This window comes from Pseudomonas granadensis (genome assembly GCF_900105485.1).
GTDB lineage: Bacteria > Pseudomonadota > Gammaproteobacteria > Pseudomonadales > Pseudomonadaceae > Aquipseudomonas > Aquipseudomonas granadensis.
The window spans coordinates 4,940,001-4,956,761 of record NZ_LT629778.1; the positions used below are offsets into that span (position 1 = coordinate 4,940,001).

At 59.4% G+C, this 16,761-nt stretch carries 18 protein-coding genes (1 of these 18 cut by a window edge); 10 read left to right on the top strand and 8 right to left on the bottom strand.

Translation table 11 applies throughout. The features are described from left to right. On the top strand, positions 1-1,181 hold the 3' portion of the coding sequence (locus tag BLU52_RS22040) for a peptidoglycan DD-metalloendopeptidase family protein (RefSeq protein ID WP_090286786.1). Its footprint begins 247 nt before the window's first position; the window shows 1,181 of its 1,428 coding nt (coding positions 248-1,428); the start codon falls outside the window, past its left edge; its stop codon occupies positions 1,179-1,181. 3 nt (positions 1,182-1,184) lie between these two features. Next, positions 1,185-2,276, top strand: coding sequence for an anhydro-N-acetylmuramic acid kinase (locus BLU52_RS22045; protein WP_090286787.1), 1,092 nt, complete (start codon positions 1,185-1,187; stop codon positions 2,274-2,276). Positions 2,277-2,367: 91 nt separating this feature from the next. Here the strand turns inward: BLU52_RS22045 and erpA are convergent, their stop codons facing one another. Continuing rightward, positions 2,368-2,718 carry an iron-sulfur cluster insertion protein ErpA gene (gene erpA / locus BLU52_RS22050; protein ID WP_007918905.1) on the bottom strand — a complete coding sequence of 117 codons (351 nt, stop codon included), beginning with the start codon at positions 2,716-2,718 and terminating at the stop codon, positions 2,368-2,370. A 168-nt stretch (positions 2,719-2,886) separates the two neighbouring features. Then, the gene (gene argC, locus BLU52_RS22055) at positions 2,887-3,921 is read right to left on the bottom strand and encodes an N-acetyl-gamma-glutamyl-phosphate reductase (protein WP_090286789.1); all 1,035 of its coding nucleotides are present in this window, start codon (positions 3,919-3,921) and stop codon (positions 2,887-2,889) included. A 134-nt stretch (positions 3,922-4,055) separates the two neighbouring features. Here argC and hemJ point away from each other — a divergent pair, with 134 nt between their 5' ends. The 6 genes from hemJ to coq7 all read left to right on the top strand — a co-directional run bounded on the left by hemJ (position 4,056) and on the right by coq7 (position 8,597). Next, on the top strand, positions 4,056-4,484 hold the full coding sequence (hemJ, locus tag BLU52_RS22060) for a protoporphyrinogen oxidase HemJ (protein WP_090286791.1): 429 nt from the start codon (positions 4,056-4,058) through the stop codon (positions 4,482-4,484). Between the two features lie 32 nt (positions 4,485-4,516). Then, complete coding sequence (locus BLU52_RS22065) at positions 4,517-5,485, top strand: NAD(P)H-dependent flavin oxidoreductase (RefSeq protein WP_090286793.1); 969 nt, start codon at positions 4,517-4,519, stop codon at positions 5,483-5,485. A gap of 78 nt (positions 5,486-5,563) precedes the next feature. Beyond that, complete coding sequence (locus BLU52_RS22070) at positions 5,564-6,514, top strand: DUF805 domain-containing protein (RefSeq protein WP_090286795.1); 951 nt, start codon at positions 5,564-5,566, stop codon at positions 6,512-6,514. Positions 6,515-6,575: 61 nt separating this feature from the next. Further along, entirely contained in the window at positions 6,576-7,364 is a 789-nt protein-coding gene (locus BLU52_RS22075) for an SDR family NAD(P)-dependent oxidoreductase (RefSeq protein WP_090286797.1), read from the top strand. 56 nt (positions 7,365-7,420) lie between these two features. Next, positions 7,421-7,759, top strand: coding sequence for a histidine triad nucleotide-binding protein (locus BLU52_RS22080; protein ID WP_017128660.1), 339 nt, complete (start codon positions 7,421-7,423; stop codon positions 7,757-7,759). A 190-nt stretch (positions 7,760-7,949) separates the two neighbouring features. Then, positions 7,950-8,597 carry a 2-polyprenyl-3-methyl-6-methoxy-1,4-benzoquinone monooxygenase gene (coq7, locus tag BLU52_RS22085; protein WP_090286800.1) on the top strand — a complete coding sequence of 216 codons (648 nt, stop codon included), beginning with the start codon at positions 7,950-7,952 and terminating at the stop codon, positions 8,595-8,597. A gap of 118 nt (positions 8,598-8,715) precedes the next feature. On the opposite strand, the gene speD is transcribed toward coq7, so the two are convergent. Together speD and BLU52_RS22095 are read right to left on the bottom strand one after the other, a co-directional pair. Next, complete coding sequence (gene speD, locus BLU52_RS22090) at positions 8,716-9,510, bottom strand: adenosylmethionine decarboxylase (protein ID WP_090286802.1); 795 nt, start codon at positions 9,508-9,510, stop codon at positions 8,716-8,718. Positions 9,511-9,746: 236 nt separating this feature from the next. Next, positions 9,747-10,169, bottom strand: coding sequence for an OsmC family protein (locus BLU52_RS22095; RefSeq protein WP_003228794.1), 423 nt, complete (start codon positions 10,167-10,169; stop codon positions 9,747-9,749). A gap of 248 nt (positions 10,170-10,417) precedes the next feature. Between BLU52_RS22095 and crp the strand changes: the two genes are divergently transcribed. Continuing rightward, positions 10,418-11,062 (top strand): cAMP-activated global transcriptional regulator CRP, encoded by a 645-nt coding sequence (gene crp, locus BLU52_RS22100; RefSeq protein WP_090286804.1) that lies wholly within the window; start codon positions 10,418-10,420, stop codon positions 11,060-11,062. Positions 11,063-11,072: 10 nt separating this feature from the next. On the opposite strand, the gene BLU52_RS22105 is transcribed toward crp, so the two are convergent. From BLU52_RS22105 to BLU52_RS22120, 4 genes are all read right to left on the bottom strand, one after another. Continuing rightward, positions 11,073-11,774 (bottom strand): lipoate--protein ligase family protein, encoded by a 702-nt coding sequence (locus BLU52_RS22105; RefSeq protein ID WP_090286806.1) that lies wholly within the window; start codon positions 11,772-11,774, stop codon positions 11,073-11,075. 118 nt (positions 11,775-11,892) lie between these two features. Then, positions 11,893-12,732 carry an indole-3-glycerol phosphate synthase TrpC gene (trpC, locus tag BLU52_RS22110; protein WP_090286808.1) on the bottom strand — a complete coding sequence of 280 codons (840 nt, stop codon included), beginning with the start codon at positions 12,730-12,732 and terminating at the stop codon, positions 11,893-11,895. Next, positions 12,729-13,778: an anthranilate phosphoribosyltransferase gene (gene trpD / locus BLU52_RS22115; protein WP_090286810.1), complete on the bottom strand. Its 1,050-nt coding sequence runs from the start codon at positions 13,776-13,778 to the stop codon at positions 12,729-12,731. Before trpD ends, trpC begins: the two co-directional genes overlap by 4 nt. Positions 13,779-13,787: 9 nt before the next feature. Beyond that, positions 13,788-14,381, bottom strand: a complete 594-nt coding sequence (locus BLU52_RS22120) for an aminodeoxychorismate/anthranilate synthase component II (RefSeq protein ID WP_090286811.1) — start codon at positions 14,379-14,381, stop codon at positions 13,788-13,790. Positions 14,382-14,789: 408 nt separating this feature from the next. On the opposite strand from BLU52_RS22120, the gene estP reads away from it, so the two are divergent. After that, positions 14,790-16,697, top strand: coding sequence for an esterase EstP (estP, locus tag BLU52_RS22125; RefSeq protein WP_090286813.1), 1,908 nt, complete (start codon positions 14,790-14,792; stop codon positions 16,695-16,697). Positions 16,698-16,761 lie beyond the last annotated feature (64 nt).

The window sequence follows — 16,761 nt, forward strand, 5'->3', positions numbered from 1 at the left end:
ACACTGACGACAGCACCGCACAAACCGCGGATGCCGCCCCTGCTCCTGCACCTGCAGTTGAAGAAAAAGCCAAGGCCCCAGGCCATCGCGAAGTCGTTGTAGCCAAGGGCGATACGCTGTCCACACTGTTCGAAAAGGTCGGTTTGCCAGGCGCCTCTGTGCATGAAGTATTGGCCAGCGACAAACAAGCCAAACAATTCAGCCAGCTCAAGCGTGGCCAGAAGCTTGAATTCGAATTGAGTCCGGACGGCCAGTTGACCAGCCTGCACAGCAAGGTCAGCGACGTCGAAACCATCACCCTGACCCGAAATGACAAGGGCTACGCGTTCAGTCGCGTCACCGCAAAGCCGACCGTTCGCACCGCGTATGTTCACGGCGTGATCAACAGCTCGCTGTCGCAATCCGCAGCTCGTGCGGGCTTGTCGCACAGCCTGACCATGGATATGGCCAGTGTTTTCGGCTATGACGTCGACTTCGCCCAAGACATCCGTCAGGGCGACGAATTCGATGTGATCTACGAGCAGAAAGTGGTCAACGGCAAAGCAGTCGGCAACGGTCCGATCCTCTCGGCTCGCTTTACCAACCGCGGCAAGACCTACACCGCCGTGCGTTACACCAACAAGCAAGGCAACAGCAGCTATTACACCGCCGATGGCAACAGCATGCGCAAGGCGTTCATTCGCACTCCGGTGGACTTCGCTCGTATCAGCTCCAAGTTCTCGATGGGCCGCAAGCACCCGATCCTCAACAAGATCCGCGCCCACAAAGGCGTTGACTACGCAGCGCCACGCGGTACGCCAATCAAGGCTGCCGGTGACGGTAAAGTGCTGCTCGCCGGCCGCCGCGGCGGTTACGGCAACACAGTGATCATTCAGCATGGCAACACCTACCGTACGCTGTACGGTCACATGCAAGGTTTTGCCAAGGGCGTGAAAACCGGCGGTACCGTCAAGCAAGGTCAGGTGATTGGCTACATCGGCACCACGGGCCTGTCGACCGGTCCGCACTTGCACTACGAGTTCCAGGTCAACGGTGTGCACGTCGATCCACTGGGCCAGAAACTGCCAATGGCGGACCCGATTGCCAAGTCGGAACGAGCGCGGTTCCTGGCTCAGAGTCAGCCATTGATGGCACGCATGGACCAAGAAAAGGCCACCATGCTGGCCTCGAGCAAGCGTTAAATCATGGCCTTGTATATCGGGGTAATGTCCGGAACCAGTCTCGACGGGCTGGACATTGCCCTGATCGAGCAGACCTCGGCGATCAGATTGGTCGCCACCCACTACGTCCCCATGCCCGACTCCCTGCGCGCCGAGCTGCTTGGCTTGTGCGCCAGCGGCCCTGACGAAATTGCCCGCTCGGCCATCGCCCAGCAACACTGGGTGAAGCTCGCCGCGCAGGGTATACACGCGCTACTGAGCAACCAGCACCTCAAACCTGAAGCCATTCGTGCGATCGGCAGTCACGGCCAGACCATTCGCCATGAACCGGCGCGCGGTTTTACGGTGCAGATCGGCAACCCGGCCCTGCTCACCGAACTGACCGGCATCACGGTCGTCAGTGACTTCCGTAGCCGCGACGTCGCGGCCGGCGGCCAGGGTGCACCGCTGGTGCCCGCCTTCCATGAGGCTTTGTTCGAAGAGCGTACTGGCAATCAGGCAGTCTTGAATGTCGGCGGTTTCAGCAATTTGAGTCTGATCGAGCCGACCAGGCCTGTAGCCGGTTTCGACTGTGGCCCGGGGAATGTTCTGATGGACGCCTGGATTCAGCAGCAACGCGGCGAAAACTACGACCGCAATGGCGATTGGGCGAAGACCGGCACCGTTGAACCCAAACTGCTCGAAGCGCTGCTCAGCGATCCGTTCTTCATCACCCAAGGGCCGAAAAGCACCGGGCGCGAGGTATTCAACCTGCCCTGGCTTGAACAACACCTTTCACGTTTTCCCGCGCTTGCCGCGGAAGATGTGCAGGCCACACTGCTTGAGCTGACCGCACTGACCATCGTCACAGCGTTGCAAAGCGCTCAAACCGATACCCAGGAACTGCTGGTCTGCGGCGGCGGCGCACACAACTCAGCGCTGATGACGCGACTGGCCGCGCTGCTGCCCGACACTACAGTCGCCAGCACCGCCAGCCACGGTGTCGACCCGGACTGGGTCGAAGCGATGGCCTTCGCCTGGCTGGCTCACTGCTGTCTCGAAGGCATCGCCGCCAACCGCCCGAGCGTCACCGGTGCCCGCGGCCTCCGAGTGCTTGGCGCGATCTATCCGGCCTGAGTGAATCGCGAGACAACAAAAAACGCCGCAGAACCGTGAGGCCCTGTGGCGTTTCAGTATGCGAAGCGAAAACGCTGTAAAGACGCTGCTATCAGATCGAGAACGACGACCCGCAACCACACGTGGTGGTGGCGTTCGGGTTCTTGATCACGAACCGCGAACCTTCCAGACCTTCCTGGTAATCCACTTCCGCACCGGCCAGGTACTGGAAGCTCATCGGATCGACCACCAGACTCACGCCTTCGCGCTCGACAATGGTGTCGTCATCGGCCACATCTTCATCGAAGGTGAAACCGTATTGAAACCCTGAACAACCGCCGCCCGTAACGAATACGCGCAGCTTCAAGCGATCATTCCCCTCTTCATCGACCAGGCTCTTCACCTTGTGCGCAGCACCTTGAGTGAATTGCAAAGCCGTGGGGGTGAAGGATTCGACGCTCATGCTGACTATCTCCCGGCGTTACGCCGCCATAATGCGTGATGACGCGCATTATCCGCTTGTCCTAGAAAATTGGTCAACTATTAGAGGAGCAGCGGCAAGCTTCAAGCGCTGAGCTTCAAGCTTGCCGCTGATGACTTGTAGCTTGGAGCTTGAAGCTCGTAGCTGCTTTTAAGGCAGCATGCCGGCGTGAGACAAACCAAAGCGTTCGTCCAGGCCAAACAGGATGTTCATGTTCTGCACTGCCTGCCCCGACGCGCCTTTAACCAGATTGTCGATGACCGACAGCACTACCACCAGGTCACCATCCTGAGGACGGTGCACCGCGATGCGGCAGACATTGGCGCCACGCACGCTACGGGTTTCGGGATGGCTGCCGGCCGGCATCACATCGACGAACGGTTCGTTGGCATAGCGTTTTTCAAACAGCGCCTGCAGATCCACCGAACGATCAACCACGGTCGCGTAAAGCGTGGAGTGGATGCCACGGATCATCGGAGTCAGATGCGGGACGAATGTCAGACCGACATCCTTGCCCGCCGCACGACGCAGGCCCTGGCGAATTTCCGGCAGGTGACGGTGACCTTTCACCGCATACGCCTTCATGCTTTCCGACGTTTCGGAGTACAGCGAGCCTACAGCCGCACCACGGCCGGCACCGCTGACACCGGATTTGCAGTCGGCGATCAGGCGCGAAGCGTCAGCCAGCCCGGCTTCCAGCAATGGCAGGAAACCCAGTTGCGTCGCGGTTGGATAGCAACCCGGCACCGCAATCAGACGTGCTTTTTTGATCTGCTCGCGATTGACTTCCGGCAGGCCGTAGACCGCTTCATCCAGCAATTCCGGTGCGCCGTGAGGCTGGCCGTACCACTTGGCCCATTCTTCGGCGTCCTGCAGTCGGAAGTCTGCCGACAGGTCGATGACCTTGGTGCCCGCCGCCAGCAACTCACCTGCCAATGCGTGCGCAACACCGTGCGGGGTGGCGAAGAACACCACGTCGCAAGCACCGAGGGTTTTCACGTCCGGCACGCTGAACGCCAGGCCGTCGTAGTGGCCGCGCAGGTTCGGGTACATGTCAGCCACGGCCAGACCGGCCTCGGATCGGGAAGTGATGACGACCACTTCTGCCTGCGGATGCTGTGCCAACAGACGCAGCAGTTCGACACCGGTGTAACCCGTGCCGCCGACGATACCGACCTTGACCATAAACCTGCCCTCAACGAAACCACTGGAAAGCCGTCGATGATAGGGGCCGCACGCCCCTGCGACAACCGTCAAGGTGACGTGCGGACGCTCAAGCCTCTACTATCTGGCTTACCGTGAATGAGGGAATAACCAAAATGCTCTATCTGTGGATCAAAGCGTTGCATATCGTCAGTGTCGTCTGCTGGTTCGCCGGGCTGTTCTACCTGCCGCGATTGTTCGTTTATCACGCGCAAAGCGAAGACACGATCAGCAAGGAGCGCTTCAGCGTCATGGAGCGCAAGCTGTATCGCGGCATCATGGGCCCGGCAATGATCGCCACCCTGATCTTTGGCGGCTGGCTGATTTACCTCAACCCGACGATCTTCAGTCAGGGCGGCTGGATCCACGCCAAACTGACCCTGGTCGTGTTGCTGATCGGTTACCACCACATGTGTGGCGCGCAGGTCAAACGCTTCGCCCGTGGCGAAAACACCCGCAGCCATGTCTTTTATCGCTGGTTCAATGAAGTGCCGGTTCTGCTATTGCTGGCTATCGTCATTCTGGTCGTGGTCCGGCCGTTCTAGTTTCGATAACTACACCATTTCGGGGTACTCCAATGTCGCTGCCCGCTTTGCTCGAACAACGTCTGCGTCTGCCTGTGGTGGCTGCGCCGATGTTCCTGATATCCAACCCGCAACTGGTACTCGCCTGCTGCCGCAATGGCGTTGTGGGTAGCTTTCCCGCGTTGAACCAGCGCGAAAGCAGTGGTTTCAAGACCTGGCTGGAAGAGATCGAGGCGGGACTGGCCGCACTGGAAAACCCGGCGCCGTATGCGGTGAACCTGATCGTCCATAACAGCAATCCACGGTTGCAGGCTGACCTGAATATCTGCGTCGAGCACAAGGTGCCGATCGTAATCACCAGCCTCGGTGCGGTGAAGGAACTGGTCGACGCAGTGCACAGCTATGGCGGCCTGGTGTTCCACGATGTGACGACACGCCGGCATGCCGAGAAAGCCGCCGAAGCCGGGGTCGATGGTTTGATCGCTGTCGCAGCCGGCGCCGGCGGGCATGCCGGGACCTGGAGCCCTTTTGCACTGGTCGCCGAAATCCGCCAGTTCTTCGACAAGACGCTGCTGCTTGCAGGATGTTTGAACCACGGCCATGAGATTCTCGCTGCCCAACTGCTCGGTGCGGATTTAGCCTACTTCGGTACGCGATTTATCGGCACCAGCGAAAGTCATGCGCCTGACGCTTACAAGCAGATGCTGCTGACAGCCAAGGCCGCGGACATCATCCATACTCCAGCGGTGTCGGGTGTACCGGCCAGTTTCATGCGCCAGAGCCTGGAAGCGGCCGGTTTCGATATGGCCGCCCTGCAAGGTAAAGGCGAAGTGAATTTCGGCGACAAACTCAAGCCGATCAGCGACGAAGCCAAAGCCTGGAAAACCGTGTGGTCGGCCGGCCAGGGCGTGGGGCAAATCGATGACTTGCCGACAGTCGATCAATTGATTGCACGACTGGACGCCGAATACCGCCAGGCGCAGAGTCGCGCAGCACAGCTACCGAGCCGCTGGCCACGCTGAGAAAAAACCGGACCAGCGCCGATGGCTGGCCTTACACTGCTGACCTTTCAAACAACTCGCGACAAGGATGCCTCGACCATGAGCGAACCCCGTTACAAGATCGTCTTCGACGGCGCTCTGCAGCCCGGTGTCGATCTCAGCACTGCCAAACTCAATCTGGCGGATCTGTTCAAAAGCGATGTTGCCGGCATCGAGCGTCTGTTCACTGGCCGCACCGTCGCCCTCAAGCGTGACTTGTCGCACAGTGATGCGCAGACCTATCTGCAGGCGCTGAACAAGACCGGCATCGATGCGCGGATCGAAACCGAAACCGTCATCGACCTGAACCTGTCCGACGTCCACGAGCAATCCGCGGCCTTGGCGGAACCCGACTCACCTTACGCACCACCGCGCGCCAGCGTCGCTGAAAATCTGCCGGCGTTCGCCACACTCAAACCGTTCAGCTTCGAAGGGCGGATTGGCCGCCTGCGTTTTCTCGCGTGGACAATGGTTCTGAGCCTGGTGACGCTGCCGATTGTCGGCGTGTTTGCCCTGATGGCTCTGGGGCTGGTCGCGGGAGATTCCACCACCGGCCTGATCATTGGCGGGATTCTCGCTTTCTTCCTGTTCGTCGCATTCTTGATTGTCAGTATCCTGTTCAGCGTCCAGCGTCTGCATGACATTGGCTGGTCTGGCTGGCTCTGGCTGCTGAACCTGGTGCCGTTCGTGGGCAGCTTCTTTCCGCTGGTGATCATGGTCGTGCCGGGCAACACCGGTGCCAACCGTTACGGGCCACCGCCGCCGCCCAACAGCACCGCCGTCAAAGTCCTGTGTTCGCTGTGGATCGTGTTCTTCGCGCTGCTCTTCGTCGGTGGAATGCTCGGTGGTATTTCGGCTATCCAGCAGGAATATGAAAGCAATCTGGAAAGCAGCTACGAGAGCGGTTCGGTGACCACCGATGAGATCGATGTGGAGGTCGAACCGCCCGTGATTTCCAGTGACGATGCAGCCGAAGCGGCGCAGCCCCCTGTAGACTCTGCGCAAGAATGAACAGCGCTCCCCGCCGTGACACCCGCGTCGCCGGCGCGGAGCTGTTGCGATGGAGAATTGCATGACCCGTTACGCTCTGATCACTGGCGCTTCCAGCGGCATCGGCCTGGCCATGGCCGAAGCGCTGGCCCGCCGCGGCCGCAGTCTGATTCTGGTGGCTCGACAGCGTGATCAGCTGGAAAGTATTGCTCTGGAGTTGACTCAACGCTTTGGCGTCGAAGTGCTGTTTCGCGCCTGCGATCTCGGCGAACCGTTGCGCCTGTCCGGCTTCCTGCTGGAGCTAGAGGAAGGCGACCGCCAGATCGATTTGCTGGTCAATTGCGCCGGCATCGGTACTTGCGGTCCGTTCCTTGCGCAAGACTGGATGACCGAGCAGGATCTGATCGAGGTGAACATCCTCGCCCTCACCCGCCTCTGCCACGCCATCGGCAACAGCATGGCGCTGCAGGGTGGCGGACAGATCCTCAATGTCGCCTCGGTGGCGGCTTTCAGCCCCGGTCCGTGGATGAGCACTTACTACGCAAGCAAGGCTTATGTCCTGAACTTCTCCGAAGCCTTGCGCGTTGAACTCAAACAAAGTGCGGTAAAGGTTTCGGTGCTCTGCCCTGGCCCGACACGCACGGCATTTTTTCGGACCGCACAGCTCAACAGCGAAAAACTCGATGAAAGCGCAAAACTGATGAGCCCCGAAGAAGTCGCGCTGTACACCGTGCGCGCCCTCGAAAAGAACCGCGCGATCATCATTCCGGGGCGACGTAACCGCTGGCTGGCCTTTTTGCCGCGGTTCGGCTCGCGCTGGCTCAACCGGACCATCGTTGGCATGGTCAATAAAGCTTATTGCCCGCGCTGAAAATTCCGAATTCAACGCGGTACACTCGACTCAGCCCCTACAACGGAGAAACAGCAGTGGATACTCTGTTCACCAAGATCATCAACCGGGAGATTCCGGCGAAGATCATTTACGAGGACGACCAGGTTCTGGCGTTCCACGACATCGCCCCACAGGCACCGGTGCATTTCCTGGTGATCCCGAAGAAACCGGTGCGCACCCTCAACGACCTGACCGAAGACGACAAGGCACTGGCCGGGCACATCCTGTTCACCGCGCAACGCCTGGCGCTGGAGCTGGGCTGCGAGGAAGGTTTCCGCGTGGTGATGAATTGCAATGAACTCGGTGGGCAAACTGTCTATCACATTCATATGCATGTACTCGGTCAGCGCCAGATGAACTGGCCGCCGGGCTGATTGATGGCAAAACCTGTGGGAACCTGCTCGCGAAGGCTTGGGTACATTCGACATTTGAATACCAGACAGTCCGCTTTCGCGAGCAGGCTCGCTCCCACATAAAGCCTGCCCGCGCGACCAATGACCCAACGCAAACCTTCGCCGGCTGATTCGGTTAAACTGGCCGTCGAGATTTTTCCCGGAGGTCAGCATGACTACCCAACGTCACTACTCGCCGATTGACCGTCTTCTGCTGCAAGCCGATGCCGCAATGCGGACTTTGCTGCCCTTCAGTGGTCAGCCGTACCGCCCGTCACCGGCCCTCCTGCAGCCGGACACGCCAATGAGCGACGAAGACACCCGCCACGTCGCCGGCCTGATGCGCATCAACCACACCGGCGAGGTCTGCGCCCAAGCGCTGTACCAAGGGCAGGCGCTGACCGCCAAACTGCCGCAGGTGCGCGAGGCCATGGAGCATGCGGCCGAAGAAGAGATCGATCACCTGGTCTGGTGCGAACAGCGCATTCATCAGTTGGGCAGCCACACTAGTGTGTTGAATCCGTTGTTCTATGGCATGTCATTCGGGATTGGTGCAGTTGCCGGGCTGATCAGCGACAAGGTCAGCCTCGGTTTTGTCGCGGCGACCGAGCATCAGGTGTGCAAGCATCTGAACGAACACCTTGAGCAACTGCCAGCCGAGGACGAGAAGTCCCGGGCGATTCTGGAGCAGATGCGCATCGATGAAGAACATCATGCGGAGAGTGCGCTGGATGCAGGTGGTTTTCGCTTTCCGGCGCCGGTGAAATTCGGGATGAGTATCTTGGCCAAGGTGATGACCAAGAGTACTTATCGGATCTGATCGTTGTGGTGACTGGAAGGTCCTCATCGCTGGCAAGCCAGCTCCCACAGGGTTCTGTATCCCAGCAATAAAAAAGGCGACTGCCGTGAGGGAGTCGCCTTTTTGGTGCCTGGGAATCTTACGCAGGCATGTTGCGTGCGTAGAAGATCTCGAGCATTTCGTGTTTCACCCGGTCAGTCACTTGAGCACGTTGCTCAGGGGACAGATTGCTGGTGGCGTCGCCGAACAGGTAGTTGTCCAGTTCGAAGTTCTTCAACAGCATTTTGGTGTGGAACAGATTTTCCTGATACACGTTCACGTCAGTCATCTGGTACGCGTCGCGAGTGTCTTCGGACAAGTAGTTCTGGATCGAGTTGATCTCGTGATCGATGAAGTGCTTGTTGCCTTCAACGTCACGGGTGAAGCCGCGCACACGATAATCCACAGTCACGATGTCCGAATCGAACTGGTGAATGAGGAAGTTGAGCGCTTTAAGCGGTGAAATGACCCCACAGGTCGACACGTCGATGTCCACACGGAAAGTTGCAATACCGTCGTCCGGATGAATCTCCGGGTAGGTGTGCACCGTGATGTGACTCTTGTCGAGGTGGGCCAGGATAATTTCGGGCAACGGGCCCGGCGACTCTTCGATCTGACTGTCGGTCGGAGTAACCGGCTCTTCAGAAATCAGAATCGTGACGCTGGCGCCCTGAGGTTCGTAGTCCTGACTGGCAATGTTCAGGATGTTGGCACCAATGATCTCGACAACTTCTGTGAGAATCTGCGTCAGGCGTTTCGCGTTGTACTCTTGATTGATGTACTCGACGTAAGCCTGCTGATCTTGCGGGGTTTCCGCATAGCAGATGTCATAGATGTTGAAGCTCAAGGTCTTTGTCAGGTTATTGAACCCGTGGAGCTTGAGTTTGCTTTTCACCGTTAAAAACTCTCTATGTATGCGGCCCGGCCGCGTGATCAAGCATGCCCGTCAAGTGCGAACGACGCACCTGCGTAGGACGGTTAACACCTCTTCGCGATGGCGATTTTGGTTGTCTGTTCAGGCGAATGACCCGTCGGCTGACGATCACTGCCCTGAAAAAAGTGGCGCATTATGCAGACGTCAGCGGGGGATCGCCAGAGTCTGCACTGCTTTTATGATAGTTGAATGTCGGTTCAACCGAGTTCGACGATTTCGTAATCGTGGGTGATCGCCACGCCAGCCGCACCGAGCATGATCGAGGCCGAGCAGTATTTCTCGGCGGACAGCTCGATCGCACGCTTGACCTGGGCTTCTTTCAGACCACGACCCTTGACGACGAAATGCATGTGGATCTTGGTAAAGACCTTGGGATCTTCGGTGGCGCGCTCGGCTTCCAGGAACGCTTCGCAGCTTTCAACAGCCTGGCGCGACTTCTTGAGGATGCTGACCACGTCGAAGTTGCTGCAACCGCCGACGCCCAGCAGGAGCATTTCCATCGGCCGAACACCGAGATTACGGCCACCGGCGTCCGGCGGACCGTCCATCACCACGACATGACCGCTGCCGGATTCACCGAGGAACATGGCTTCGCCAGCCCATTGGATGCGTGCCTTCATCGCCCAGACTCCACTGTAAAAAAAGGGTCGCCAGCTTAGCACAGCGATTTGCCCCAACAGGAGCGGCGTCCCAGGACGCACGCCTCTGGCCTGTAGGTAATTTCTCGAATTTGCGACGAAGTGTCTGTTAAGCTGGCGCCAATTCGCTGGCGCCCGTGCCAGCCCGTGTCGTCAGCTGTTGCAGCGACCCTCTTCAGCGCCTCATAAAAAAACCAAACATCACCGTGCAGTCTTTTCGGGATACAACCATGGTTGCTATTACCCCCACATCCAGAGTCAAGAATCTCGACAAGTTGTTGATGCATTGTCAACGCCGTCGCCATGCAGCCAAGAGCAACATCATCTGTGCCGGCGACCGCTCGGACACGCTGTATTTCATCATCAAGGGCTCGGTGACGATTCTGATCGAGGATGATGACGGCCGCGAAATGATCATCGCGTACCTCAATGCCGGGGACTTCTTTGGTGAGCTGGGCCTGTTCGAGCAGGCCGGCCAGGAGCAGGAGCGCAGCGCCTGGGTACGGGCCAAGGTCGAATGCGAAACAGCGGAAATCAGCTACGCAAAGTTTCGCGAATTGTCCCAGCAGGACCCGGACATTCTTTACGTACTCAGCGGACAAATCGCACAACGCCTGCGCAATACCACGCGCAAGGTCGGCGACCTGGCCTTCTTCGACGTCACCGGTCGTGTGGCGCGCTGCCTGCTCGAACTGTGCAAGCAACCGGACGCCATGACCCACCCGGACGGCATGCAGATCAAGGTGACGCGTCAGGAAATCGGGCGGATCGTTGGTTGTTCGCGGGAGATGGTCGGTCGCGTACTCAAGGATCTGGAAGAACGCAACCTGGTCGATGTGAAGGGCAAGACCATGGTGGTCTTCGGTACGCGCTGAATCCTGAAAATCAGGTGCTGTAGATCTGCGCCAGCATCAGACGAAACAGTTCATCGAGACGCGCCAAAACCTGTGGCGCGTTGAATTTCTCATGCAGGGCGATGTGGCTTTGCGCTCGTACCCGTTGCTCCAGGCCGCAGGCCTCGTTGAAGCGATTGACCGCTGCAACCATCGACTCACGCTCGTCATCCATCAGCATCGCACCGTGCACCAGCCCGACCGGACGCTGGCCGCCCTGACTCTGGCGCCAGCGCTGCGCGGTGCCGACCATCTTGCGTCCGTCCAGATTGACGTTGAAGCGTCCGTCGCAGAACGCACCGTCAATCTCGCCCAGCGAAGACGTGCCGCCCAACTCATCGAGCAACTGACAGATCGGATCGCACAAGCGTCGGTAGCCGGTTTCGATACGATTGAGATCGCCCTCGCTGCGCGGCGGCGCGTAAACCAGCGCGATATTGATCGTCGCGGCGGATTGCGGGACCGGCTCGCCGCCGGTTTCGCGCAGCAGCACCGGCCATCCGGCCGCAGCGGAGACTTCGCAGGCGTGGTCGAAACCCGGTAAGCGGTTGAGGCGGCGCGGCATGACCAGCGCGCGATCGCTGGGTTGCCAGAACAGCAGACCGAATTCCGCGTCGCCGGCGCACACCGAGGCCAACAGATCTTGCTCGGCTTGCAGGCCGGCTTCGATGGTCAGGGGGATTGGCGGCGACATGCGGGACTCCGGCAGATTAGACATCTTTAGCGGATTCTAAGGCCTCATCGCGAGCGGGCTCACCTACAGGGGAACGCGTTCCAAATGTAGGAGTGAGCCTGCTCGCGATGGCGTCGAATCAGTCGAGGGTCGAGCCGCTGACTACCGGGCCGCCACGCTCCGGGAAGAACAGACGCTGCAGCTCGGTGCCCGGGCTTTCCGCACGCATGAACGCTTCGCCAACCAGAAACGCGTACACGTCGCTGATTTCCATCAGCTCGACATCGGCACGGTTGAGAATGCCGCTCTCGGTGATCACCAGGCGATCACGGGGAATGCGCGGCAGCAGATCCAGCGTGGTCTCCAGGCTGACGTCGAAGGTATGCAGATTGCGGTTGTTGACCCCGATCAGTGGCGTATCGAGTGTCTTCAAGGCGCGTTCGAGCTCATCGCCATCGTGCACTTCCACCAGTACATCGAGGCCGACGCTTTTAGCCACCGCAGCCAGTTCGGCCATCTTCACGTCATCCAGTGCGGAGACGATCAGCAGCACGCAGTCCGCGCCCAGTGCGCGGGCTTCGACGATCTGATACGGGTCGATCATGAAATCCTTGCGGATCACTGGCAGCTTGCACGCGGCACGGGCCTGTTGCAGATAGGCGTCGGCGCCCTGGAAATAGTCGATGTCGGTCAGCACCGACAGACAGGTCGCCCCGCCCTTCTCGTAGCTTTTGGCGATATCGGCGGGAACGAAGTCTTCGCGGATCACGCCTTTGCTCGGCGAGGCCTTTTTGATCTCGGCAATCACCGCTGGCTGTTTCTTCTTCGCTTGCGTCAGCAACGCCTGGGCGAAACCGCGGGGTGCATCGGCCGTCTTGGCCAGAGTCTCCAGCTCGGCGAGGCTGACGCGGGCGCTACGCTCGGCCACTTCCTCGACTTTGCGGGCGAGAATCTTTTCCAGAACCGTCGGTACACTCATCCTTCATTCTCCACTTTGAATACCGCGGTAAAGGCACCCAGCTCCTCGAGTTTCTCCCGAGCGAGGCCGGTGTGCAAAGCGTCGTGCGCAAGCTCCACGCCCTGTTTCAAACTGCTGGCCAGATCGGCGGCGTACAACGCAGCACCGGCATTGAGCACGATCATCTCGGCTGCTTTCTGACCGTTTTCGGTTTTACGCTTGCCGAGGGCATCACGGATCAGCGCCAGCGACGCTTCCGGGCCTTCGACCGACAGGCCGTGCAGGCTCTGGCTCTTCATGCCGAGATCTTCCGGCTCGACCCAATATTCAGTTATTTCGTTGTTCTTCAGTTCGGCGACAAACGTCGGCGCGGCGAGACTGAATTCGTCCAGCCCATCCTTCGAGTGAACCACCAGCACGTGCTTGCTGCCCAGACGCTGCAAGACTTCAGCCAATGGCCGGCACAGCGCCTGCGTGAACACGCCCACCACCTGATGCTTCACTCCAGCCGGATTCGTAAGCGGGCCGAGCATGTTGAACAGCGTGCGCAGGCCGAGATCGCGGCGCGGGCCGGCAGCGTATTTCATGGCTTTGTGGTGGGTCTGGGCAAACATGAAACCGATGCCGACATTGTCGATGCAACGCGCCACTTGTACCGGCGTCAGGTTCAGATAGATGCCAGCGGCTTCGAGCAAGTCCGCACTGCCGCTCTTGCCCGAGACGGCGCGGTTGCCGTGCTTGGCCACGGTGCAACCGGCTGCCGCGACAACGAAGGAAGAAGCGGTCGACACGTTGAAGATGTTCGCGCCGTCACCGCCGGTGCCGACCACATCGACCACGCCGTCGAGGGTCTTGAGTTCAACCTGATCGGCCAGTTCACGCATGACCGATACAGCGCCGACGATCTCGTCGATGCTCTCGCTTTTCATGCGCATGGCCATCATGAACGCGCCGATCTGCGCGTCGCTGCATTGGCCGGTCATGATTTCGCGCATCACATCGCGCATTTCATCGGTGCTGAGGTCGAGGTGATCGACGATACGGCTCAGGGCTGTCTTGATATTCATGCAAAGTCCTTAGCGCATGCCGCCGGTTTGTTTGAGGAAGTTGGCAAACAGTTCATGGCCCTGTTCGGTGAGGATCGACTCGGGGTGAAACTGTACACCTTCGATGTTCAGGGTCTTGTGACGCAGGCCCATGATTTCGTCAACCGAACCGTCATCGTGTTGTGTCCACGCGGTCAGCTCCAGGCAATCAGGCAAGCTCTCGTGCTTGACGATCAGCGAATGGTAGCGGGTTACGGTCAGCGGATGGTTGAGACCGTTGAATACGCCCTTGTCCTCGTGGAATACCGGGCTAGTCTTACCGTGCATTACTTGCCGCGCCCGCACGACGTCGCCGCCGAAGGCCTGACCGATGGACTGGTGGCCAAGGCAGACACCGAGAATTGGCAGCTTGCCGGCGAAGTGCTTGATCGCATCGATGGAAATGCCGGCTTCGGTCGGCGTGCACGGGCCGGGGGACACCACGATGCGCTCGGGGTTGAGCGCTTCGATTTCGGCGATGGTCAGTTCGTCGTTGCGCACCACTTTGACCTCGGCACCCAGCTCGCCGAGGTATTGCACAACGTTGTAAGTAAAGGAGTCGTAGTTGTCGATCATCAGCAACATGGCGTGTCGAACCTCTTGAATTCTGATTTGAAAACAGCCTTCAGAACACTTGCCCGCAGGGCGCTGCACGATGTCGGACGCAGTCAGGTGCGTCGGCACAGCGGCATTTCAGACAGGCAAGGAAGGCAAAGCGATACAGATCCGGCGGGGCCGGCAGAAAAGATTCAGGCGCGCCAACGCCAGCGGGCGTGTGCCTTGATGACTTGATCCAGAAGTTTGCTGGTGATCAACACGGGGAAGGTCTCGTTCATGCGTTCCGGCACAGTAACTTAGCTGGGCAGAGCGTGCAATATGGCGGGGCCCGCGGGAGATAAAACGAGGAGACGATTCGCGACCGATGGCAAAACGCCGAGAGTTTTTGGTACTGTCGTTTCGTTCACCTACAACAATAAATAAACGGACTTGCTCATGATCAGACAGACGTTGTTTGTACCGCTGGCCGGATGCCTGCTCGCACTGGCCTGTGCTCAGGCGAATGCAGCGCCAAACCCTTATTCCAGCTTCATCGTATTTGGCGACAGCCTCAACGACGCCGGTACCTTCGCCGACGCTGGCGGCCCGGCAGGCTCGACCGAGCGTTATACCAACCGCACCGGACCGGTCTATCAGGACGGCAGCGGTGAAGTGTATTCCTTGAATTCCACCCAACTGCTCGGCGCACGCCTGGGCTTCAGTGCCGACCAGACAGCGTCTTCCAGCTCGGCCGTACGTGCTGAAAATGGTCAGGCGGACGGCAACAACTGGGCGGTCGGTGGTTATCGCACTGACCAGATTCTCGATTCCATCACCAGCCAGTCGGCCACCGGCGAACGCACGCGCTCCGGTTACCTGCCATCGAACGGCTTTCGCGCCGATCCAAATGCGCTCTATTACGTTTCCGGTGGCGGTAATGACTTTCTGCAGGGCCGCGTTCTCAGCCTGCCTCAGGCCAACGCCGCCGCCGATCGGCTGGCCGACAGTGTGCAAACCCTGCAAACCGCCGGCGCCAAATACGTGATGGTCTGGCTCCTGCCCGACGTCGGCCTGACGCCGGCACTCAACGGTACGCCGCTGCAGACGTTCAGCAGCACCCTCGCCAATCAGTTCAACAGCCAGCTGGTGACACGGCTGCAAGGCATCAACGCCGAAGTCATTCCGCTGAACATTCCGGTGCTGCTCTCGGAAGTGTTCGCCGATCCGGGGCGCTTCGGTCTGGCGACTGACCAGAACCTGACCGCAACCTGTTTCAGCGGCAGCGGTTGCCCCGAAAACGCCCGCTACGGTATCAACAGCGCCGCGCCAGATCCGACCAAACTGATCTACAACGACGGCGTACACCCGACCGAGTCCGGGCAGAAACTGATCGCCGACTACGCCTACTCCCTGTTGGCCGCGCCTTGGGAGCTGACCCTGCTGCCGGAAATGGCCCACTCCACCGTGCGCGCGCACCAGGATGAACTGCGCAGCCAATGGCAGGCCGATTGGGAAAACTGGCAAGCGGTCGGCCAATGGCGGGCGATTGTCTCGGCGGGCGGGCAGCATCTGGACGTCGACAGCCAAAGCAGCGGCGCCAGCGCCGATGGCAGTGGTTATAACCTCAACGTCGGTGGCAGCTATCGCTTGAATGACGCCTGGCGTGTTGGCGTGGCCGCAGGTTTGTACCGGCAGAATCTGGAAGCCGGGCATAACGACTCGGACTACAAACTCAACAACTACATGGCCACGGCATTTGCCCAGTTCCAGCAGAATCGCTGGTGGGCCGACGCGGCGTTGACCGGCGGCAAACTCGACTACGACAACCTCAAGCGCAAGTTCGATCTGGGCGTCAGCGAAGCTGCCGAAAAAGGCGATACCGACGGCAGCCTGTGGGCGTTCAGCACCCGCGTCGGTTACGACATTGCCCAGCCGGGCAGCGAATGGCACTTGTCGCCCTTCGTCAGCGCCGACTACGCCAGCGTCGATGTCGACGGCTATTCAGAGAAAAGCAACCGCGCCACGGCGCTGACCTTCGACGATCAGAGCCGCGATTCGAAACGCCTCGGCCTCGGCTTGCAGGGCAAGTACAACATCACCGCGCAGACGCAGGTGTTCGGCGAATACGCCCATGAGCGCGAGTATGAAGACGACGTGCAGAAGGTCAATATCGCGCTCAACACCCTGCCGGCGAATGACTTCACTCTGGAAGGCTATACACCGGCCAGCCACTTGAACCGTCTGAGCCTGGGCGTCAGCCACAAGCTCACCGCGGATCTGGCGCTGCGCGGCGGGTACACGTTCCGCAAGGATGATGACTTCAAGCAGCAGGGTTTGAATGTCGGGGTTGTGCTGGACTTCTGATTTGCAGATGCAAAAAAGCGGCGCCCTCGCAGGCGCCGCTTTTTTATGCCTCAACACAAGACCC